At 62.2% G+C, this 20134-nt stretch carries 17 protein-coding genes; 6 read left to right on the top strand and 11 right to left on the bottom strand.

Annotated features, from left to right (window positions below; all coding sequences use genetic code 11):
• The first annotated feature begins 146 nt into the window (after positions 1–146).
• Positions 147–1166 (top strand): alpha/beta fold hydrolase, encoded by a 1020-nt coding sequence (locus tag AC3I65_RS20915; RefSeq protein WP_173406598.1) that lies wholly within the window; start codon positions 147–149, stop codon positions 1164–1166.
• A 178-nt stretch (positions 1167–1344) separates the two neighbouring features.
• Here the strand turns inward: AC3I65_RS20915 and AC3I65_RS20910 are convergent, their stop codons facing one another.
• Entirely contained in the window at positions 1345–2226 is an 882-nt protein-coding gene (locus tag AC3I65_RS20910) for a LysR substrate-binding domain-containing protein (protein WP_288912203.1), read from the bottom strand.
• A gap of 115 nt (positions 2227–2341) precedes the next feature.
• Here AC3I65_RS20910 and AC3I65_RS20905 point away from each other — a divergent pair, with 115 nt between their 5' ends.
• Positions 2342–3979 carry a 5-guanidino-2-oxopentanoate decarboxylase gene (locus AC3I65_RS20905; RefSeq protein WP_288912201.1) on the top strand — a complete coding sequence of 546 codons (1638 nt, stop codon included), beginning with the start codon at positions 2342–2344 and terminating at the stop codon, positions 3977–3979.
• A complete protein-coding gene (locus AC3I65_RS20900; RefSeq protein ID WP_076383657.1) occupies positions 3976–5424 on the top strand; it encodes an aldehyde dehydrogenase family protein in 1449 nt (482 codons plus the stop codon). Before AC3I65_RS20905 ends, AC3I65_RS20900 begins: the two co-directional genes overlap by 4 nt.
• Before the next feature lie 153 nt (positions 5425–5577).
• Here AC3I65_RS20900 and AC3I65_RS20895 read toward each other — a convergent pair whose 3' ends face one another.
• Positions 5578–6507 carry an AraC family transcriptional regulator gene (locus AC3I65_RS20895; protein WP_047230390.1) on the bottom strand — a complete coding sequence of 310 codons (930 nt, stop codon included), beginning with the start codon at positions 6505–6507 and terminating at the stop codon, positions 5578–5580.
• 326 nt (positions 6508–6833) lie between these two features.
• Here AC3I65_RS20895 and AC3I65_RS20890 point away from each other — a divergent pair, with 326 nt between their 5' ends.
• A complete protein-coding gene (locus tag AC3I65_RS20890) occupies positions 6834–7187 on the top strand; it encodes a putative quinol monooxygenase (protein WP_107321945.1) in 354 nt (117 codons plus the stop codon).
• Positions 7188–7228: 41 nt separating this feature from the next.
• Positions 7229–7474 carry a hypothetical protein gene (locus AC3I65_RS20885; RefSeq protein WP_047230388.1) on the top strand — a complete coding sequence of 82 codons (246 nt, stop codon included), beginning with the start codon at positions 7229–7231 and terminating at the stop codon, positions 7472–7474.
• A 117-nt stretch (positions 7475–7591) separates the two neighbouring features.
• Here the strand turns inward: AC3I65_RS20885 and AC3I65_RS20880 are convergent, their stop codons facing one another.
• From AC3I65_RS20880 to AC3I65_RS20850, 7 genes are all read right to left on the bottom strand, one after another.
• On the bottom strand, positions 7592–8212 hold the full coding sequence (locus AC3I65_RS20880; protein ID WP_076383658.1) for a flavin reductase family protein: 621 nt from the start codon (positions 8210–8212) through the stop codon (positions 7592–7594).
• Between the two features lie 339 nt (positions 8213–8551).
• Entirely contained in the window at positions 8552–9079 is a 528-nt protein-coding gene (locus AC3I65_RS20875) for a heme utilization protein (protein WP_488524120.1), read from the bottom strand.
• 302 nt (positions 9080–9381) lie between these two features.
• The gene (locus AC3I65_RS20870) at positions 9382–10701 is read right to left on the bottom strand and encodes an MFS transporter (protein ID WP_047227120.1); all 1320 of its coding nucleotides are present in this window, start codon (positions 10699–10701) and stop codon (positions 9382–9384) included.
• A 297-nt stretch (positions 10702–10998) separates the two neighbouring features.
• Positions 10999–12144 carry a CblD like pilus biogenesis initiator family protein gene (locus AC3I65_RS20865; RefSeq protein WP_052915296.1) on the bottom strand — a complete coding sequence of 382 codons (1146 nt, stop codon included), beginning with the start codon at positions 12142–12144 and terminating at the stop codon, positions 10999–11001.
• A complete protein-coding gene (locus AC3I65_RS20860) occupies positions 12141–14828 on the bottom strand; it encodes a TcfC E-set like domain-containing protein (protein ID WP_047227119.1) in 2688 nt (895 codons plus the stop codon). Before AC3I65_RS20860 ends, AC3I65_RS20865 begins: the two co-directional genes overlap by 4 nt.
• A gap of 65 nt (positions 14829–14893) precedes the next feature.
• The gene (locus tag AC3I65_RS20855; protein ID WP_047227118.1) at positions 14894–15391 is read right to left on the bottom strand and encodes a CS1 type fimbrial major subunit; all 498 of its coding nucleotides are present in this window, start codon (positions 15389–15391) and stop codon (positions 14894–14896) included.
• Between the two features lie 88 nt (positions 15392–15479).
• The gene (locus tag AC3I65_RS20850; protein ID WP_076383662.1) at positions 15480–16235 is read right to left on the bottom strand and encodes a fimbrial protein TcfA; all 756 of its coding nucleotides are present in this window, start codon (positions 16233–16235) and stop codon (positions 15480–15482) included.
• Positions 16236–16542: 307 nt separating this feature from the next.
• On the opposite strand from AC3I65_RS20850, the gene AC3I65_RS20845 reads away from it, so the two are divergent.
• Positions 16543–16872, top strand: a complete 330-nt coding sequence (locus AC3I65_RS20845; RefSeq protein ID WP_155417167.1) for a hypothetical protein — start codon at positions 16543–16545, stop codon at positions 16870–16872.
• 118 nt (positions 16873–16990) lie between these two features.
• Here the strand turns inward: AC3I65_RS20845 and AC3I65_RS20840 are convergent, their stop codons facing one another.
• Complete coding sequence (locus AC3I65_RS20840; RefSeq protein WP_076383663.1) at positions 16991–18331, bottom strand: sigma-54-dependent transcriptional regulator; 1341 nt, start codon at positions 18329–18331, stop codon at positions 16991–16993.
• Positions 18324–20090 (bottom strand): sensor histidine kinase, encoded by a 1767-nt coding sequence (locus AC3I65_RS20835; RefSeq protein WP_107321952.1) that lies wholly within the window; start codon positions 20088–20090, stop codon positions 18324–18326. The genes AC3I65_RS20840 and AC3I65_RS20835 overlap by 8 nt, the downstream gene beginning before the upstream one ends.
• Positions 20091–20134: the final 44 nt, after the last annotated feature.

Raw genomic sequence — 20134 nt, 5'->3', positions numbered from 1 at the left:
GGGAAGTGCTCTGCTTTGCTTCATTTGACCGGGTGGAGCGACCACTTGGCAATCTTCATCAAACTGTCACGCAACTGTGGCAGCGCGCTTGAACAAACTTCATCAGACTCGCGCTCTACTGGGGTTCTGCGTTTTGGTGTTTCTTCATGCGTGTATTTATCTTTCTGGCCGCGTTGTTGTTCGGCCTGCCGTCGATTGCGGCTTCTCGATGTGATGTCAACGTTGCGACCCAACGGGTCGATCTGGATCAGGTCAGCCTGGCGTACCAGAGCATCGGCCGTGCCTCCGACCCGGCGTTGTTGCTGGTGATGGGCTTGGGCGGGCAGTTGATACATTGGCCGGACGAGGTGGTGGCGGCCCTGTGCGAGCAGGGCTTTCGGGTGATTCGCTACGACAACCGCGACGTGGGCTTGTCCGCCTGGCGTCAGGCGCCCGGCAGCGCCAACCTGGCCTTTGAAGCCTTGCGCTACAAGCTGGGCCTGCCCGTGGCCGCTCCCTACACCTTGACCGACATGGCCGACGACGGCTTGGGGTTGATGGACGCGTTGCAGGTGCAAAGCTTTCACGTACTGGGGGTGAGCATGGGCGGGATGATCGCCCAGCACATGGCGGCCATGGCGCCGCAGCGGGTGGAGAGCCTGACTCTGATCATGACCAGCTCGGGTGCCGAAGGCCTGCCGGCACCCAGCGAAACCCTGGTGCAGCTGTTGTCCCGGCGCAGTGCGCCGAATCGTGAAGTGGCCCTGGAACAACAGGCCGATCTGCTGGCCGCCCTGGGCAGTCCGATGGTGGTGGATGATCGTCAAGCACTGTTGCATCAGGCCGCCCAGGCCTATGACCGGGCCTTCAACCCCGAAGGCGTGCAACGCCAGATCATGGCGATCATGGCCGAGCCGAGCCGGGTGGCGCTGCTCAATCAACTGCGCGTGCCGACCCTGGTGGTTCACGGCACCGCCGACCCGTTGTTGCCGGTGATGCACGGTGTGCACCTGGCGGCGCACATCCGTGGCAGCCGCCTGAAGCTGATACCGGGCCTGGCCCACCGGTTTCAAGAAGCGTTCAAGGAACCGTTGCTGGGGGCGGTGTTGCCCTACTTGCAGCAGCATCGCGAAGACACCTCGCATTGGGCGCAGATCGAGCCGGTGCAGGTGCCGAATCTGCTGTAGCTTTTCCCGTGATAAGGGGACTGATCTGTGGCGAGGGGATTTATCCCCGCTGGGTTGCGAAGCGACCCCAAAACTGGCGCCTCGGTATGTCAGGCTGATCATGTTCGATTGCTTGGGGCCTGCTGCGCAGTCCAGCGGGGATAAATCCCCTCGCCACAGAGGGCTTGCGGTGAAACAGCTACCGCGTCTGCGCCTGCTCCACCAACCACTCCATCAGCGCCTGCAACTGCTCCGACGCTCCGGGCTTGCGCGGATACACCAGGTGATAGGCCAACCCGGTCCTGACCTTCAGTTCGAAGGGCATCACCAGTCGCCCGGCGTTCAGGTCGTCGCCGATCAGCGACCAGTCGCCAATCGCCACGCCCGTGCTTTGGGAGGCCAGGGACATCGCCAGGTCCAGGGTTTCGAAATGCTGGCCTTTGCTGACGTTGCTCAGTTGCACCTGCGCAGCCTCCAGCCAAGCGTTCCAGTCGCGCTCGTCACTGGTGGGATGAAGCAGCAGATGGTGTTGCAGGTCGGCGGGTGAGCGCAGCGGCACCGGACCTTCAAGCAGTGGACGCGAACACACCGGTGTCAGTTGTTCGTCGAACAAGTGCAGGCTCGTCAATGAAGGCGCGGGCGGCGGCCCATAGACCACCGCGGCGTCGAAGGTTTCGCGCTGGAAATCCACGCCGTGGCGGACGGTGGTGGTCAACTCCACCGGTATGTCCGGTCGTACCTTTTGCCATTGCAGCAAACGCGGCATCAGCCAGCGCAGCACGCAGGTCGGCGCCTTGAGTCGCACGCTCTGGCGTTTCTCGCCGATCTGCTCCACCGCTTCCGCGATCAGGCCGAACACCTGTTGCACCCGTGGCAACCACGCCTGTCCCTGCGGCGTCAGGCTCAGGCCCCGTGCCTGACGCAGGAACAGCGCGTAACCCAAATGCTCCTCCAGCCCGGCGATCTGCCGGCTCACCGCGCCCTGGGTGATGTGCAACTGTTCCGCCGCCCGGGTGAAGTTGCAGCACTGGGCGGTGATCAGAAACGTGTGCAGCGCCGGGAGCGGAGGAAGTCGTTTCATTTGGAATCGAGCCATGATGTAGGGACATGGCTAGTATGACTTTTTATCCATTGTTGCGGCTATGGCCAGGCCGTTCCAATAACGCCATTCCCCGAAAACAAGAAGGTCAGTGGCAATGGCGACGTGCGGCGAAGTATTGGTCAAGTTACTCGAAGGTTATGGCGTGGAGCAGGTGTTCGGGATTCCCGGCGTGCACACCGTCGAGTTGTATCGTGGGCTGGCCCGTTCCAGCATCCGCCATGTGACGCCGCGTCACGAACAGGGCGCCGGCTTCATGGCCGATGGCTACGCCCGCGTCAGCGGCAAGCCCGGTGTGTGCTTCATCATCACCGGCCCCGGCATGACCAACATCACCACCGCCATGGGCCAGGCCTACGCCGATTCGATCCCGATGCTGGTGATCTCCAGCGTGCAGTCCCGCAGCCAGTTGGGCGGCGGGCGCGGCAAACTCCATGAACTGCCGAACCAGAGCGCGTTGGTGAGTGGCGTGGCGGCGTTTTCCCGCACGCTGATGTCCGCCGCCGAGTTGCCGGGAGTGCTGGCCCGGGCTTTCGCCTTGTTCCAGGCCGGTCGCCCGCGGCCGGTGCACATTGAAATTCCGTTGGACGTTCTGGTCGAAGACGCCGATGCCTTGCTCGCCACAAGGCCAGTGAACATCAGCCGTGCCGGGGCCGCGCCGAGTGCCGTGGCGCAGATGTCGGCGATGCTGGCGAAGGCCCGCCGGCCGCTGATCCTGGCCGGTGGCGGCGCCATTGATGCCGCCCGCGAACTGACCGAACTGGCTGAATGCCTCGGCGCCCCCGTGGCATTGACCATCAACGCCAAAGGCTTGTTGCCGTCGCGTCATCCTCTGCTGATCGGTTCCACGCAAAGCCTGGTGGCCACCCGCGCACTGGTGGCCGAGGCCGACGTGGTGCTGGCCATCGGCACGGAGTTGGCCGAGACCGACTACGACATCACCTTCGCCGGCGGCTTCGAAATCCCCGGTGCATTGCTGCGCATCGACATCGACCCGGACCAGACCGTGCGCAACTACCCGCCGCACCTGGCGCTGGTGGCCGATGCCCGCAGCGCTAGCCAGGCCTTGCTCGATGGGTTGAAGCAACAATCCCTGACCCAGCGCAACAGCGATTGGGGCCAGGTGCGTGCCGCGCGGTTACGGGCGGATCTGGACCGGGACTGGGACGTCGCGACCCGCGCGCAGACCTTGTTCATCGACACGGTTTTGCAGGCCTTGCCCGACGCGGTATTCGTCGGTGACTCCACACAACCGGTGTACACCGGCAACCTGACCTTCAACCCGGAACATCCACGTCGCTGGTTCAATGCTTCCACCGGCTACGGCACCCTCGGCTATGCCTTGCCGGCGGCCATCGGCGCCTGGCTCGGCGGCATCGATTCGGGTAAGGGGCGCCCGCCCGTGGTGTGCCTGATCGGTGATGGCGGCTTGCAGTTCACCCTGCCGGAGCTGGCCAGCGCCGTGGAAGCAGGCGTGCCAGTGATCGTGCTGCTGTGGAATAACCAGGGTTACGAAGAGATCAAGAAATACATGGTCAATCGCGCCATTGAACCGGTGGGCGTGGACATCTACACCCCGGATTTCATTGGCGTGGCCAAGGCCCTGGGCTGCTTTGCACAGGCGGTCGACGGCGTGGCGCCATTGCGCGCCGCATTGCTGGAGGCCCACGACCGCCAGGGTCCGACCCTGATCGAAATCGATCAGGCGCGCTGGATGGTGGAGGTGGCCCAATGAATTTCCCCACCACCCAGGACGGCCTGTACATCAACGGCCAATGGTCATCGGGCGATCAGCATTTGCGGGTGATCAACCCGGTCACCGAGGCGCTGCTGACCACGGTCAATGGCGGTGATGAGCGCGCCGTCGATCAGGCCTTGAACGCGGCGACCCAGGCTTTGGCGCAATGGTCGAACACCACCGGCGCCGAGCGCGGGGCGCTTCTGCGCCGTATCGCCGCCGGCGTGCGGGCCGCTCGTGAGCGCTTGATGCATCTGCAATCGAGCAATAACGGCAAACCCCTGTTCGAAGCGGCCATCGATGTCGACGACGTGGTCGCCACCTTCGAGTATTACGCCGAACTGGCCGAAGGGCTGGACGCCCGGCAGGACAGCCCACTGGCATTGCCCAGCGATGACTTCAGGGCACGCCTGCGCCGCGAACCCTGCGGTGTGGTGGGCTTGATCGTGCCGTGGAATTTCCCGATGGTCACCACCGCCTGGAAGCTCGCCCCGGCCTTGGCTGCCGGCTGTTGTGTGGTGCTCAAACCTTCGGAGGTGACACCGCTGCCGGAGTTGGAACTGGCGTCGATCATCGCCGAGTGCGGCTTACCCCACGGCGTGTTCAACCTGATCTGCGGCACGGGGCTGGCCGTGGGCGCGCCGCTGGCGACAGATCCGCGCGTGGCGAAGATTTCCTTTACCGGCAGCAATGCGGTGGGGGTGCAGGTGATGCAACGGGCGGCGGAAACGGTGAAGGGCGTGAGCCTGGAATTGGGTGGCAAGTCGTCGCTGCTGGTGCTGGCCGACGCTGATCTGGAGTTGGCGGTGGAGCTGGCCTGTGGTGGCGGTTTCTTCAACGCCGGGCAAATGTGCTCGGCCACCAGTCGCGTGCTGGTCGCCGATGAGCTGGCCGACGAGTTCCTGCAACGGCTCAAGACTCGCGCCGAAGCGATTCGCGTGGCTGATCCGTTTGATCCTGACGTGGAGATGGGTGCGCTGGTCAACCAGGCGCAATACCAGCGGGTGCTCGGGCATATCGACCGGGGCCTGAGCGCCGGGGCGACGCTGGTGTGCGGCGGACAACGCCCCGCGCATTTGCCGCGCGGCTATTTTCTACAGCCGACAGTCTTCACCGACGTGCCGGTGGACAGCGAGCTGTGGTGCGAAGAAATCTTCGGGCCGGTGCTGTGTGTGCGCCGTTTCACCTCCCTGGAGCAAGCGATTGCCCTGGCCAATGACAGCCGTTTCGGCCTGGTGGCCAGTGTCGTCAGTCGCGATACCGAAGTTGCCGAACAGGTGGCCAATGCACTGCAGGCGGGACTGGTGTGGATCAACGCCCCCCAAGTGATCTTTCCCCAGGCGGCGTGGGGCGGTTACAAGCAGAGCAGCATGGGCCGCGAGTTGGGGCCTTGGGGGCTGGCGGCGTTTCAGGAGATCAAACATGTGGTGCGGGCGGTTTGAGCGCTAGAAGTGGGCTGTCTTTACTGGCCCCATCGCGAGCAGGCTCGCTCCCACAGTTGATCTGGGTGAACGGAGAATTTGTGTTCAACACAGAGCCCTTGTGGGAGCGAGCCTGCTCGCGATGAGGCCGGCACAGCCAACCCAAAAATCAGCTCAGACAGTCATCCGCAACCGCGCCAGATCCCGCAGCGGCGGCGCGCCGAACAGGCGGCTGTACTCGCGGCTGAACTGCGAAGGGCTTTCATACCCCACCCGATACCCCGCCGCCGAAGCTTCCAGCCCTTCGGCCAGCATCAGTCGCCGGGCTTCCTGAAGGCGCAGTTGTTTCTGGTATTGCAGCGGGCTCATGGCCGTCATGGCCTTGAAGCGGTGATGCAGGGTCGAGACGCTGAGGTTCACTTCCCGGGCCAAGTCATCGATGCGCAACGGTTGCTCGAAATGGCCATTGAGCCATTTGATCGCCTGGCTGATGCGATGGCTCTGACTGTTGGTAATGGCGATTTCGTACAGCCGATAGCCCTGAGGGCTGCGCAGCAGGCGGTACAGAATCTCCCGGCGCACCAGGGGCGCGAGCATGGCGATGTCTTTCGGGCTGTCGAGCAAGCGCGTCAGGCGCAACACGGCGTCGAGCATCGGCGTGTCCAAGCGTTCTACATACAGGCCGCGACCGGTGGGGCGCGTCGGTACGCCGAGGGGGCCTGCGTCGGCAATCAGCGCGGTGATTTCCGCCGGATCGATGTCCAGGCGCAGGGCCAGGATCGGCTGATCGGGCGAGACGCTGGCGATGCAACCACTCAGGGGCATCGAGACCGAGACCACCAGGTAATGGAGCGGATCGTAGTTGAACAACTCATCCGCCAGGCGCACCTGCTTGCTGCCCTGGGCCATGATGCACAGCGCCGGTCGCGCCAGCACCGGCGCGAATTGATGGGCTTGACTGTGGCGCGACAGATTCAGCGAGTCGATGGCCGTGGCGTAGTTGCCGTCTTCACTGGTATTGCGGGCGATGATCGACGCCAGTTCGGCGCGCTGTTGTTCCAGATACGTGTCCAGCGGGACGTGGGCGTGGTCAAGCGGCGACATGCCGGAATCCTCGGGAAAGGGGGAGCGATGAGCAGAGCTTATGTTTGTGCAAGTTGCAGTGGTAGCCACATCCTGTCGAAAGCTTGCCTGATCCTGCACGGTGCATCGATTCACCATGGCTTAATGTGACAAAAACTTGCTTGAAACCTTTTGTTTCAACTTTCCCGGATCCTCGCCGATGGAGGACCGATTGGGTCCCGCTCCCGCGCAGGATTGTGCAATGGGTCGGCAGGAATCGACTAACCAGGCTGGCGTGGTGGCGCTTAACCTTTGATCCTGTCGCAGCCTGTCCCGGGCTGCACAACGGATTACCTGGGAGGTTGAACATGTCTACACAGATCCCCGTCAGTCACATGGCCTTTGTGCGGGCCCGTTCCGGTTGCTCCAAGCCATTGGGTGCACGCCTGAGTACGCTGATCGCGCCTTCGCGCCAGGCTCCCGGATGCCTGCATTTTGCGTTGCAGCAATCGCAATGCGACGCCGATCTGTGGCTGGTGTCCGGGCTCTGGGTCAATCAACAGGCGATGGATGCTTATTTCAACTCACCGGCCATGGCGATCTTCGCCGAGCTGGTACAGGACCTGGTGGTGAGCAGCCTGGATTTCCACACCTTCCGGGAAGTGTCCGCCGCCCAGGCGACCGAAGGGTGCCTGGCGAAGGTACACAAACTGGCGGGTTGAAGGTTTAATGAGCGTCATTTTCCATCGCCAGGATGCGCAATATGGCACGTAAAGCCTTTGAAACCTTCGAAGCTGTTTCCGCGGTCGTCCCCAAAGAGGGCGGCGGCTACTACGCGGCGATTGCCACCAAAGCCATTGGTGGTTCCGGTGCGCCGCGTTTTAACAAGGTGCTTGAAGATCAGACGTTCAAGACGGCCACTGATGCCGACTCGGCGGCGGCCATTGAGTTGACTCATCTCAAGGGTGTGGGCGATGAGGGCGAGCTGATCTGGAACCCGCGAGATTAACGTTGTGGGAGCAGGGCTTGCCCGCGATGCGGTCACCTCGGTTCAAAAGACAGGCTGCGTTGTCTTCATCGCGGGCAAGCCTTGCTCCCACAGATAAAACGCTTTGTCTGTGCACTGCTATTGAGGACGGTGCATCTTGAACAGCGCCTCGGGACCCAGCTGGAAATAATCCGCCGGCCCGCCGCCGCGCAAAATCGGCTCGGCGGCGGCGGTGTCGTATACCCCATCCTTCAACAACCATTTGGCGATATGCACGGCGACCACCTCGCCGAGAATCAGCCAACTGGGCACCAATGCCTTGTCCGCGCGCTGCAACTGGATGATCTGGGTGACCTTGCATTCGAAGGACACCGGGCTTTGCGCCACGCGTGGCACCTGGATCACCCGTGATGACGCTGGCGTCAAACCGGCCAGTTCGAATTCATTGACCTTTGGCGCGACCATGGCGCAGCTCTGGTTCATCTGCTCGGCCAACGGGCGTGTCGCCAGGTTCCAGGCGAATTCGCCGGTCTGTTCGATGTTGTTCAGGCTGTCTTTGCGCCCGACGCTGCAGAAGCCGATGATCGGCGGAATGTAGTTGAAGGCGTTGAAAAAACTGTAGGGCGCCAGGTTCAGGTGCCCTTCGGCGTCCTGGGAGGAAATCCAGCCGATGGGGCGTGGGCCGACGATGGCATTGAACGGGTCGTGGGGCAGGCCGTGGCCGTGGGCGGGTTCGTAGTAGTGGATGTCGTCGGGCATGAGGCGAGGGTCCTGGGGATGGATTTTGAGGATGTTGTGGATAGTGCAGGGGGCGACTGTTTTTGTCAGCACCTGGCAAGCCTGCCCACTCATTTGCTCTTCAGGGTTCACGGAACTTTCGTCTGCCACACAATCCTGTGGGAGCGAGCCTGCTCGCGATGACGGTGTAGCAGGGGACGTAGGGGTTGAATGTGCTGACCTCTTCGCGAGCAGGCTCGCTCCCACAATTTGTTCTTCAGTGAGACCACTTTTGTGTTGGGCTTGAGGCTGACCGTTTTCCTGTACCCCAAAAACAACTAAGCCCGGCCGAAGCCGGGCTGTGAGAGAGCCTCGTTGGGATTAGCTGAGAGAGGCGGTGTTGGTGCGGTCAAAGCCGTCTTCAGCGATAGCGTTCGAGCCAGTGCGGTCAAAGCCGTCTTCAGCGATAGCGTTCGAGCCAGTGCGGTCAAAGCCGTCTTCAGCGATAGCGTTCGAGCCAGTGCGGTCAAAGCCGTCTTCAGCGATAGCGTTCGAGCCAGTGCGGTCAAAGCCGTCTTCAGCGATAGCGTTCGAGCCAGTGCGGTCGAAGCCGTCTTCAGCGATAGCGTTGGAGCCAGTGCGGTCAAAGCCGTCTTCGGCGATAGCGTTGGAGCCAGTGCGGTCGAAGCCGTCTTCAGCGATAGCGTTCGAGCCAGTGCGGTCGAAGCCGTCTTCAGCGATAGCGTTCGAGCCGGTGCGGTCGAAGCCGTCTTCGGCGATAGCGTTGGAGCCGGTGCGGTCGTAACCGTCAGCGGCAATGGCCGACTGAGTGCGGTCGAAGCCATCGGCGGCGAAGGTGTTGGCGGCCAGTACGGACAGGGTCAGGGCGAGGATCAGTTTGGTTTTCATGGTCGTTCTCCGAAGTGGTTGGCGTTGATCGCCTTGGGTGTGGAATTCATATTACGCTTGTTAAATCGATTAAAAAGCGCAAAAAAACGCTCAAACAAATCGTATTTATCGATTGGTTGCTCGTTGTTACTGATCGGCGATAAATGTCATCACCGGCGTACCCGAACAACGTTTTGGTGAGGATGAGGATGTAGGGCGGGCATTAACCAGAGATTAATGTCGGATAAATCTTCGGACACGAGGCACAAAAAAAGGGGCGAACCTGTACAGGTTCGCCCCTTTCGTGTGTGCGTGTGCGCGGGTCAGTCGGTCAAGATCCGCGAATGCTTGCGAGTGTCTTTCATGGTGATGTAGACCAGCAGCGACACGGCGATGCACGCCGTCACGTACCAGTAGTAGCCGGTTTCCATGCCGATGCTCTTGAACCACAGGGCGATGTATTCAGCGGTGCCGCCGAAGATCGATACGGTCAAGGCGTACGGCAAACCGACGCCCAGGGCGCGGATCTCGGTGGGGAACAGCTCGGCTTTGACCACGGCGTTGATCGAGGTGTAGCCGCTGACGATGATCAGCGCCGCCATGATCAGGAAGAACGCGCCCCACCAGGTCTGGATGGTGTGCAGGGTGGTCAGGATCGGTACGGTGAACAGTGTCCCCAGGATGCCGAAGGCAATAAGGATCGGCCGCCGACCGACCTTGTCCGACAAACCGCCGATCAAAGGTTGCAGGCACATGAACAGGAACAGGGTGGCGGCGGAAATGGTGGTGGAGTCGGAAATGCTCATGCCGACCGTGTTCACCAGGTATTTCTGCATGTAGGTGGTGTAGGTGTAGAACGCCAGGGTGCCGCCCATGGTCAGGCCGACCACAGTCATCAACTCTTTTGGATGGCGCATCAAGGTGCGCATGGCGCTTTCCTTGGCTTTTTCCTTTTTGGTGAACGACTCGGTTTCTTCCATGCCGCGACGCAGGTACAACGCCACTATCGCGCACAACGCGCCGATGGCGAATGGAATGCGCCAGCCCCAGGCATACAGCTCTTCGGTGGTGAGGAACCGTTGCAACACGATCAGCACGCCGAGGGCGATGAGTTGGCCGGAGATCAGGGTCACGTACTGGAAGCTGGAGAAGAAGCCGCGACGTTCCTTGGTGGCCATCTCGCTCAGATAGGTTGCCGAGGTGCCGTATTCACCGCCCACCGATAGGCCCTGAAGCAAGCGGGCCACTACCAGCAGGATGGGCGCGCCGACGCCGATGGTTTCATAGCCGGGGCTCAGGGCGATGATCAGCGAGCCGAAGCACATCAGGTACACCGAGGCCATCAGCGCCGCCTTGCGGCCGGCGCGATCCGCGTACAGGCCCATCAACCAGCCACCGATCGGACGCATCAGGAAGCCCACGGCGAAGATCGCGGCGGTTTTCATCAGTTGCGCGGTGGAGGACCCGGCCGGGAAGAATACTTTGGCGAAGTACAGCGAGAAAGCGGCGTAGACGTACCAGTCATACCACTCGACCATGTTGCCGACCGAACCGCTGAAAATCGACTTGATCCGGCTGGCAGTGGTTCTTTCACGGGCGGGCGCGGCGGCCGACCCGAGGGGAAGGGCGTTGGAGTTATCCATTGAAGGATCCTTCGTTTAATTGTTTTTGTGGAGCGCGTGGGAACGCAGCCTGCCAGGGCTATAGCAGGAGCTGTGCCAGGTGGGAGAAGGCCGGTCTAGAGGGGTTTTGAATGCTGGGTGAGCGGATTGGCGCTCATTTTTGCTGTGGAATGAGCGGGAATCCGCTCATCCTTGAGGTCATCATTCTTGGCTGCTGGCCTCATCGCGAGCAGGCTCGCTCCCACAGGGTTCTGTGTATGCAGGTCCAATGTGGGAGCGAGCCTGCTCGCGATGGCGCCAGTACCGACACCCAAAGGCTCAGGGCGACGAGGTTGAAGGCGTGAACTCCAGGTTCAACTCTCCCCGATATTGCCCGGTATTCTTGTCGATCTGCCGGAACTGCGGTGTCTCCAGGGTGATCGGCCAGGGTGTGCACACGACCGGGAAGGGGACGTTGGGCAAGCGCACGGCGCGGATATCGGCATTGTTGATACCGGTAAAGGTCACCGGTTGACCTGAGACATGCTGCGTCTCGCCCAGGTTGGCGGTGCGGGTGCGAACCCGGTATTCGATACGGTTGCGCTCGTCCGTCCCCCCGGAGGTGTGCTGCACGAAGAAGCGTCCGGCCATGCCGGGTACGGGGTTTTTGTCGGTGACGCGCATCTCGAAACGCTGGCTGTTGGAGTTGTAGCCGTCGTAGAGGCAGGCATCGACGACAGCCTTGCCGGAGACGATACCGCCGGGGCCATTGCTCAACGGGCGGGTGCGCAGGTTCAGGTCCACCTGCGGGGTGCTGATGCCGTGGGCGGGCAGGTAGATCTGCACGTTATTGTGATCGGTCACGTCCAGCTTGAAATCGACGGTGTAGATATGGGCGTCTCCGATTGGCTGCGAGTAGAACCTCCTGAGCTTCATGACCAATTGCGCCGTCCAGATGCCACCGGCAGGCAATTTGGCGAGTTCTGACCGAGGAATCCAGAGGGTGGAGGCCGTACCCGTCACATCCACTCCCTCGCAATTGCCATGTGATGTCGAGGTCAGCATCCAGGTGCTGGGCGCCCACACCCCGCAGGGGCTGTGGATCTGGTATCTGCGTGTAATGTTGCCTTTGACGGTCAGAACCACGGACAGTCGGCTGCGTTTCTCCGTGAAACGCAGCTTTATCTCGGTGGTGCCATATCTGCCTCCGGTGGTGGTCAGGCACTGGCCTGTTGCTGGATCGGTGTTGGACAGACAGACAAAATGCATTGTCTTATAGCCTGCGCCTGCCACGGGTTGTTCGTGCCAGCCATGGGTCATCCGCGTCCAGATGTAATGATCGGCGGGCGGAGTCGAGCGGTCGAATTGCAGCATCTCGGATTGATAGTGGTTGCCGGGATGGATGTCCCCCAGCGCCGGTAGCGCAGCGAACGCGCCAATCAGTGCGCCAAGGCGACGGGCCCAACGGTGGAAGATCAGATTCATGGCTGGTTTCTCTTGTCTGACGATAACGCGGCGCTGCGGCGCGCGGTCCAGCGTTCCAGTCGGTCGGGGTCGCGCAGGTCTCTGGGCAGAGCGTCCAGGGTGGTGCTCTGGCAGGTCAGCGTGCCGACCTGGCGCAAGCTGCTGCGAGCGGTGGCCGACTGCACGGCGCAGGCATGCACACCGTTCAGGTCCAGGGCGAACAACGGTTGCGGGGGCTTGTTGAGATCGACGACGAAGCTGCCGTCCTCGGCGGTTTCCATCATCGCTGCGTTGAGGATGGCCGCCTGTGCCAGCGGTTGTCCCCGGGCGTCCACCAGGCGTCCGATGTAGGTGTAGCTGAGGCTGGACTCGATGCGCTGCACCGCCAGCTTGCCGGGTGGCAGGAACCAGTCGCGGCTGCCGTTGCCGACATTCACCGAGCTCAGGTTCTGGCGCGAGGCATCGGCATCGCTGATGCGAGTCTGGGAGACCTCGAAGCCATTGATCGGAATCAGCCGTTTCTCGCCGAAGCCGATGCTGGTCTGGGCGCCGTAGCCGCCACTGACCTTGGCCGCGGCGCCGGTGGCGTTTTCCATTGGCGCAGCGACGATGCCGACGGCGGCGCCAGGGCCTGTGCCGCCCTGGCCGGGGCCCCAGAAGAAACCTTCGCGCCCCAGTGCCAGTGAGGAAGAGTGGTTGCCGCTGAGCCCAGGGCGTGAATCATGCCGGTCACCGCCGCGCTGTGACATCGCCAGGCTCGTTTCGCCCCAGCTACGTTCGAGTCGCCCGGCCAGTTCGGCGTCCCAGCGGCCCAGGTCGTCGTAACCCAGCCCGGTATTCATCTCGTTGCGACCTTGCTCGCTGTCCCAGACACGGGTATGGGCCAGGCTGGTCCGGACGCTGTCGCTGGCGGCCTGCTCGCGGCGCGCGTCCAGGCCGACACTGGTCTGCCGGAAGCCACCGGATGTCGAGCGCTCGTTATGGGACAGACTGAGGCTCAGGTACAGGCCGTGGTCGGTCGGCCGATTGCCGCTCTGATTGCGAAACGCGCCCACGCGGTGGGTGAGGTGGAACTGGCCCAGGCGATGCCCGCGAGAGAACCCCACCTGCAGGGTGCGGGCCCAGGTGGCGGTGGTCAGTTCGTCGGTCAGGTCCGGCTCGCCGGGCAACGTGTTCCAGTAGTAGGACGGATTCACCTGGGCATAACGGTTGTAGCTATAGCCAGCGGTGAGGGCGCCGCCGGCCAACGGCAGCGATGCGCTGGCCGTCAGCGATTCGTTGCAGCCACTCTGCTGGTAGGTGCGGCGGTTGTGCTCGCAGGACGGGCTGCGCAGCGAGTAGCGATAGAGATTCCAGGACAGGCCATGGTTGAACGTGAACTGCTGGCTGTTGCCGCTCGCCCCGTCGTTCCCCTCCAGGAGGGCGGCCGACAGAGACCAACTGCTGGCGCCCAGCGTGCCGGCCCAGTCCAGGCGGCTTTCGTTGTAGAACGCGGTGTCCAGCCAGGTGATCGCGCTGGTGAGCGCCAGGTTATCGAGCAGCGGTACCCGCAGGCCGGTCTGGGCCACGGCGGCGGGATCTTGTTCGTACAGGGAATGCTCGGCCGTGCGCCCACCCTGTAAAAACCATTGCACGGTGTCATCCCCCAGGCCGTTGCCGTCGGTGCGGCTGAAGGGCACGGTTTCGGTACGGGTTACCTGGCCGTTTTCGATCACCCGCAGGGTCACCGGATAACTGCCGTTGGGGAAGGTTCGGGTGTCGACGTTCTGCACACCGGCATCCAGATAAGAAGTGGAGAGCAATTCTTCGCCGCGAAAGGCATCGACGCGGGCGCGTTGGGTCAGGATCAGGGAGATGGGCGTGCCCTGTCCGACGACGTCGCGATTGAGGTAGGCCAGGGTGGTGCCGACACGGGCACCGTCGATCCGGCCCAGGGGCAGCAGGCTGAAGTTGAAGTTGCCGCCTTCGGCGCTGGACAGGTTGCTCATGTCCATGCGTCCCGCCTGTGCGTAGTGTTCACGGTCGAAGTCTCGCCGGTAGTAGGCGTTGTTGAATTCCAGGTTGCTGTCACTGCCGCGCTTGTTCTGGTTGGCCTGATAGGTCCAGGTGAACCCCAGGTGACTGTTTTCTCCCAGGCCGAGTGCGCCGAGGCCGCTGGCACCCAGGGCGCGGTAACTGTCGGACTGGGCGATATTGATGTTTTGCCGGTGGACGAGGGCATTCTCTGCCTCGCTCGGTGTATGCAGCCGCAGGGCCGAGGCCTCGTTGGTCGGCAGCCAGTCCTTGCGCAGCAGGACCTGGAGACGGGCCCCGGCCTCATCGAGAATCACGGCCACTGCCTCGGTTTCGAGATAGCCGCAACTCGCCTCGCTGGCCAGGCCGTAGGAGCAGGCCAACTGGCTATTGCTGGGCAAGGGCTGTGACAGTAATGGCAGCAGTTCCTGAGGCGAGGCCAGTACGCCGGCTTCCACCAGCAGGGCCGCGATGCGCTCAGGCTGCTTGAATTCGATCCGGCCGGGCTGGACCAGCACCGGGTGCACGCCGAGATTGCGGTTGAACAGTTGTAGTTCGAGCTGTTCCACCTGCCCTTCGACCAAGGCTTCGAAGCCGGCCGGCACCTGAGTCAAGGCGTCGGTCGCGGCCCAGGCGCCTTCGGCCAGCGCCCATGAAAGGGAGATGGAGATAGCTGTGAAGTGGCGTTTCATACGTGGCCTTGATGCAGGAAAGGGGGTACGACGACGCCGTACCCCCTTGGGAGGAACGGTTGTGTTTACGGTTGCTGAGTCAGCACCAGGCTGACGATGCCTTCATAGCGGCCAGCGTTTGCGATAGCGCCAACGGTGGTTTGCTTGATCTCCAGCATCTGCTCGATCGAGCCGCTGGTCGGGTCGCCACCGGGGAACAGGTCGGCCGCCGACAAGGCGACGCCGGTGGTGCTCAGCGTTCTGCCACCAAAGGTGACGGACAGGGGAACCGCGGTGGAAGCCGGGTTGGTCATGTTGGCCAGGACGGGGCTGGTGATCAGCCTGATGGTCATGTCCTTATCGGTGTCATTGCTGAAGACCCGCGTGCCCAGACGGGTGGGTTGCAGACCCGCACCCGGCAGGTAGCTCATCTCCATGGAGGGCGGCAGGGCACTGCCATCGGATTGGAGCAACTCCAGCGTCGGATCGACATCGGCATAGACCAGGATGCTTTTCTCAACCGCCAGGGCGGGCATCGAGACCAGTGCGGCCAGTGCCAACGGGGCGAATTTGAGCAGTTTCATGGGGTGTTTCCTCTTTTCTATGGGTGAACAGGGGCTCAGCCATGTGCAGGCACATGGCTTAGATTGAAAAATGTGAGGGGGGAGTGGGTTACGGCAGCACGGCCAAAGTCCGTGGCCGTTTGTCGTCGCTGGTCACAAAGCGCATGAGCAGGTTGCCGCTTGTGCCGGATGCCTGGACAGGGAGCGTGCTGCCCGGATACAAGCTGCGATTGACATCGTTCCAGAGGCAGTCTTTTTCGCCCTTGACGTCGGTGCAGCGTCCGACCTGCAATACACCGATGCGCACGTTGCCGTCATTGCGTAGCGCGTCACCGCTTTGTTGCAAGCCGACGCTCATTTGACGGTCATCGGGCAGCAGCCGCACCAGCGCGCCCCAGATCAGGTTTACGCCGATTCTGGGTTGCGTGCCTTGCGGGTCGTCGTCTTCTGCCGCCAGATCCTGTGGAGCGGCCACTGGCTCGAAATAAACCCGGTAGACGGTTTCCTCGCTGGGCATCGCCTGCGCGATAATCCGTACCGTGCGGCTGGCGCCGGGAGCGAGTACCGTGCGTTGTGGCGACACGACGATACCCTTCGTATCGGCCGCAGACACTGGGCTTTCGTGTTCATCCGGCGTGCCCGGGCGCTGGATCTGGACCACACTGACCTTGATGTACTGCACCTTGTCCGACTTGGAATGCAGCTGGATCTGTCCAATGCCATCCTGCTCGGCGCCGATCGTGCTGGTCATCGGATAAACCACCAGATTGGCGGTCGCCGGCGACGATAAGCCGAACGCCAGCATCAAAAGCGCCAGCTTGCCCAAGGCAGCCCAACGGTGGGTAAACGTTTGATTCAAATCCATGTCAGACCTCAAGTAAAAAAGCTAAAAACTCAACATTATTCAATGCGTCTGCTGAAGCGCTCTTGCCTTCGATGAAGGTCGGTGACGAGAGGGAAGAGTCTCACGACTAGAGGCGAGCTATATTTACGACACTTCCTTTTGTGCTACAGATGCTTCTCTGTTCCATGTAGGAAATTTCCAGAGTAGATTCCAGCCCTGACGCTCCGACTTCCCGGGTGTACGGCGGCGGTACGGGCCATGGTGGTGACTCCTGTGAGGCGAAGATGATTGCTGTTTGTCCGAATTATTTTGGTGGGATAGTTACACCATGTCAATAGATTTGGTGGGATATATCCACGTTCGTCTGCGCGAGGAGATTGACCGTTGTGGGTTGTCATTGGCCGCGGCATCCCGTGCCGCTGGTGAATCCAGCCCGCAGCGTTTGAAAGAAGTGGTATCGGGGCGGCAGAAATGCCCGGCCGATCTGGTGGCCAAACTGGTGGTTATCGGCGTGGACGCGCAGTACGTCCTGGTCGGTGAGCGCGCCCAAATCGCCAAACCGCCATTGACGCCTGATGAGGAAATGCTACTGGAGGCCTACCGGGCACTGGACGTGGCCGACCGGAAACGAATGCTCGCCGGCTTGATTTCGGGCTAGCGGGCAGCCTTATCGCGAGCAGGCTCGCTCCCACATTTCAACCTGTGTACACATCACTTCTGTGGGAGCGAGCCTGCTCGCGATGAGGCCAGTTCAGCCGCCACAAAAAACGCCAACCCTACAAAAACATCTCCCGACTCAACCCATGCCGCTGCATCTTTTCATTGAAGGTGCGACGCGGCAGCTGCAATTCCTCGAGCACTGCTTTCACATCGCCCTTGTGCCGCGTCAAGGCGGCGCGCAGGCATTGAGCTTCGAAGGCTTCCTGCTGGGCGGCGAGGGATTGGCCTGGCTCCGTGTCGAGGACGCGGGGTTGATCCAGTCCCAGCAGGTGACGCTCGGCGACGTTGGCCAGTTCACGCACATTGCCGGGCCAGTCGTGGCCGAGCAAATGGCTCAACTGCGCACCGCTCAAGGGCACGGCGGGGCGACCCAGGCGTTCGGCGGCGTTGTGGGTGAAATGATCGAACAACAAAGGAATGTCCTCGCGCCGTTCACGCAATGGCGGCAGGCGTAGCTCGGCGACGTTCAGGCGATAGGCCAGGTCTTCGCGAAAACGTCCGGCGCGGGCTTCGTCGAGCAGGTCGGGCTTGGTGGCGGCGATGATGCGCAGGTCCACATGGATGCTCTGGTTCGAGCCCAGGCGTTCGAGCTTCTGTTCCTGTAGCACCCGCAGCAACTTGACCTGTTGAGCCAGGGGCATGCTCTCGATTTCATCGAGAAACAGCGTGCCGCCGTCGGCGTATTCGAGCTTGCCGATGCGCTTGCCCTGGGCGCCAGTGAAGGCGCCGCTTTCATGGCCGAACAGTTCAGCCTCGAACAGCGGTTCGGGAATGGCCGCACAGTTCAATGCCACGAAGGGTTTGTCTGCCCTGGGACCGAAGTCGTGCAGGCAACGGGCGACCAGCTCCTTGCCGCTGCCGGTTTCGCCGCGGATCAACACGTTGACCGGCAGTGTCGCCAGGTCCAGCACCTGGCGACGCAGGTTTTGCAGCGCCCGTGAAACCCCAAGCAGTGTCCCATCGAGCTTGTCCTTGACGTCGGCCTGCTCGTGCAGACGACGGTTCTCCAATACCAGCGTGCGCTTGTCCAACGCCCGGCGCAGGCTGCCGAGCAGGGTTTCGGGCGTGAAGGGTTTCTCCAGGAAATCGTAGGCGCCGTCGCGCATGGCTTCCACGGCCATCGGCACGTCGCCGTGGCCGGTCAACAGGATCACCGGCAGGTCCGGGTCGCGTCGGCGCACTTCGGCCAGCAGCTCCAGGCCGCTGAGCCCGGGCATGCGCACATCGCTGACAATCACCCCCGGGAAATGTCCTGGCAATTGCGCCAGGCATTCTTCGGCGCGACTGAACAACTGCACTTCAAAACCCGACAGGCTCAACCATTGCTCCACGGCGCTGCGGATGCTGGCCTCGTCGTCGACGACGATGACCTTTTTCAATGTGCAAGGGTTAAGCATGCAACTGCGCCTCCTGATCGATCGGCAAGGTCACGCAGAACTGTGCGCCGTTTTCATGGTTGTCCGCCGTCAGTCGTCCACCGGACTCATGAATGATTGCAAAGGAAACCGCCAGGCCCAAGCCCAGGCCGTCGCCCACTGCCTTGGTGGTGAAGAACGGGTCGAATACCTGGCTCAGGTGTTCCTCGGCGATCCCGGTGCCGCTGTCACTGACCGTCAGGCGCCACAATTGCTCATCGGCTTCCAGGCGCACTTCCAGGCGTTTGAGCGGCTGGCCGGCCATGGCATCGAGCGCGTTGCGCAGCAGGTTGATCAGCACCTGTTCCAGACGGATTGCATCGCCACGCACCCACGCCGGGCGGGTCAGGTGCAGCACCGTACTGACCTGTTCGTCCCGCAGGCGTGTGTCCAGCAGTTGCAGTGCCTGATCCACCACCACCGCCAGGTCGAGGCGTTCGCGCAGGCCGCTGGGGCTTTTGCGGGCGAAGGTTTTCAGGTGGCCGGTGAGGGCGGCCATGCGGGTCAGCATGTCGTCCAGGGGTTTGATGGCTTTGTAGGCATCATCGACCCGGCCATGGTCCAGCAACAGGCGCAGGGTTGCCAGTTGCATGCGCTGGGCCGTCAACGGTTGGTTGATTTCATGGGCCAGGGCCGCCGACATTTGTCCCAGGGCTGCGAGTTTGGCCGATTGCACCAGTCCGTCCTGGGCGGTGCGCAAATCCCGGGTACGTTCTTCTACCAGCCGTTCGAGTTCTTCACGACTGCGCTGGCGCAGCTTTGCCAGGCGCCAGCGCTGGTTGAGAAACAGCAACAGAAACACCAGGGCCAGCCATAACCCGGCGGCGGCGAGCCCGGCGTTGCGACGGTCTTCGAAGGCGATCTGCGGGCGGCGCAGCAAGTGCAGCGTCCAGCCTTCGGTGGTCAATGGCAGGGACTCCCACAGGTAATCCACGGCACCGTCGGGGGCCTTGACCCGGGCCAGATGACTGTTGTCGTCAAAGCGTCGCAGCGGCTCGACGGCCAAGGGTTGCAGCGGTTGCTTGTCGTATTGGCGAGTGGCCTTGAGCTCGGCGTGGTCGCTGTCGGTCAACGGCTGCAAGTGGCGATAACGCCAGCCCTCTCGGTTGGCGATGAAAATGATGCCTCGGGCATCGCTGACCAGCAGGGTGTCGCTGCCCTGCCGCCATTCGCGTTCCAGCTCAGGAAACTCCAGCTTCACGACCATCGCCCCCAGGAACTCACCGTTGTCGTCGGTCACTGCGCTGGACAGGAAGTAGCCCGGAATGCCACTGGTCACGCCCACCGCATAAAACCGTCCGGTGCCCTGGGTGCGGGTCTGGAGGAAATACGGCCGAAAGCCATAATTGTGTCCGACATAACTGCTGGGCAGGCGCCAGTTGCTGGCCGCGACGGCCAAGCCAGTATGGTCGAGCAATTCCAGTGTGGAAGACTTTGCGGCGCCGTTGATCTGTTCCAGTTTGCGATTCAGCGCGTCCTGTTGCGCGGTGCTGACCGGCCCCTTGAGGGCCGAGCGCAACTCGGGGTCCAGCGCCAGCACGGCGGGCAGGGCGCGGTAGCGTTCGATCAGGGTATGCAGGGAGTTGGCGTACAACGCCAGTTGCTGGTTCGCACGGCTGGCATCCTCTTCCAGTGCCTGGCGTTCGGCGTGCCGCACGGCCAGGGTTGCGGCAATGATGGCGCCGCTGAGGATCAGCAGGGTGTACAACGACAGACGCAAGGGACGAGGCATTGCCGGCATGTGACTGTTTCAAGGACTGGGCAGGGACAGGCACGATAGCATGC

It is taken from the genome of Pseudomonas sp. N-1-13 (assembly GCF_057787095.1).
This window is presented reverse-complemented; position numbering and strand designations above follow the sequence as displayed.

What these genes read in the sequence shown, in the direction of transcription:
- AC3I65_RS20910 (WP_288912203.1), bottom strand. Translation starts at nt 2,226, where the DNA reads ATGAAACGACTTCCTCCGCTCCCGGCGCTGCACACGTTTCTGATCACC.
- AC3I65_RS20895 (WP_047230390.1), bottom strand. Translation starts at nt 6,507, where the DNA reads ATGTCGCCGCTTGACCACGCCCACGTCCCGCTGGACACGTATCTGGAA.
- AC3I65_RS20835 (WP_107321952.1), bottom strand. Translation starts at nt 20,090, where the DNA reads ATGCCGGCAATGCCTCGTCCCTTGCGTCTGTCGTTGTACACCCTGCTG.
- AC3I65_RS20875 (WP_488524120.1), bottom strand. Translation starts at nt 9,079, where the DNA reads ATGAAAACCAAACTGATCCTCGCCCTGACCCTGTCCGTACTGGCCGCC.
- AC3I65_RS20860 (WP_047227119.1), bottom strand. Translation starts at nt 14,828, where the DNA reads ATGAAACGCCACTTCACAGCTATCTCCATCTCCCTTTCATGGGCGCTG.
- AC3I65_RS20850 (WP_076383662.1), bottom strand. Translation starts at nt 16,235, where the DNA reads ATGGATTTGAATCAAACGTTTACCCACCGTTGGGCTGCCTTGGGCAAG.
- AC3I65_RS20890 (WP_107321945.1), top strand. Translation starts at nt 6,834, where the DNA reads ATGTCTACACAGATCCCCGTCAGTCACATGGCCTTTGTGCGGGCCCGT.
- AC3I65_RS20840 (WP_076383663.1), bottom strand. Translation starts at nt 18,331, where the DNA reads ATGCTTAACCCTTGCACATTGAAAAAGGTCATCGTCGTCGACGACGAG.
- AC3I65_RS20855 (WP_047227118.1), bottom strand. Translation starts at nt 15,391, where the DNA reads ATGAAACTGCTCAAATTCGCCCCGTTGGCACTGGCCGCACTGGTCTCG.
- AC3I65_RS20880 (WP_076383658.1), bottom strand. Translation starts at nt 8,212, where the DNA reads ATGCCCGACGACATCCACTACTACGAACCCGCCCACGGCCACGGCCTG.
- AC3I65_RS20870 (WP_047227120.1), bottom strand. Translation starts at nt 10,701, where the DNA reads ATGGATAACTCCAACGCCCTTCCCCTCGGGTCGGCCGCCGCGCCCGCC.
- AC3I65_RS20915 (WP_173406598.1), top strand. Translation starts at nt 147, where the DNA reads ATGCGTGTATTTATCTTTCTGGCCGCGTTGTTGTTCGGCCTGCCGTCG.
- AC3I65_RS20865 (WP_052915296.1), bottom strand. Translation starts at nt 12,144, where the DNA reads ATGAATCTGATCTTCCACCGTTGGGCCCGTCGCCTTGGCGCACTGATT.
- AC3I65_RS20885 (WP_047230388.1), top strand. Translation starts at nt 7,229, where the DNA reads ATGGCACGTAAAGCCTTTGAAACCTTCGAAGCTGTTTCCGCGGTCGTC.
- AC3I65_RS20845 (WP_155417167.1), top strand. Translation starts at nt 16,543, where the DNA reads ATGTCAATAGATTTGGTGGGATATATCCACGTTCGTCTGCGCGAGGAG.
- AC3I65_RS20905 (WP_288912201.1), top strand. Translation starts at nt 2,342, where the DNA reads ATGGCGACGTGCGGCGAAGTATTGGTCAAGTTACTCGAAGGTTATGGC.
- AC3I65_RS20900 (WP_076383657.1), top strand. Translation starts at nt 3,976, where the DNA reads ATGAATTTCCCCACCACCCAGGACGGCCTGTACATCAACGGCCAATGG.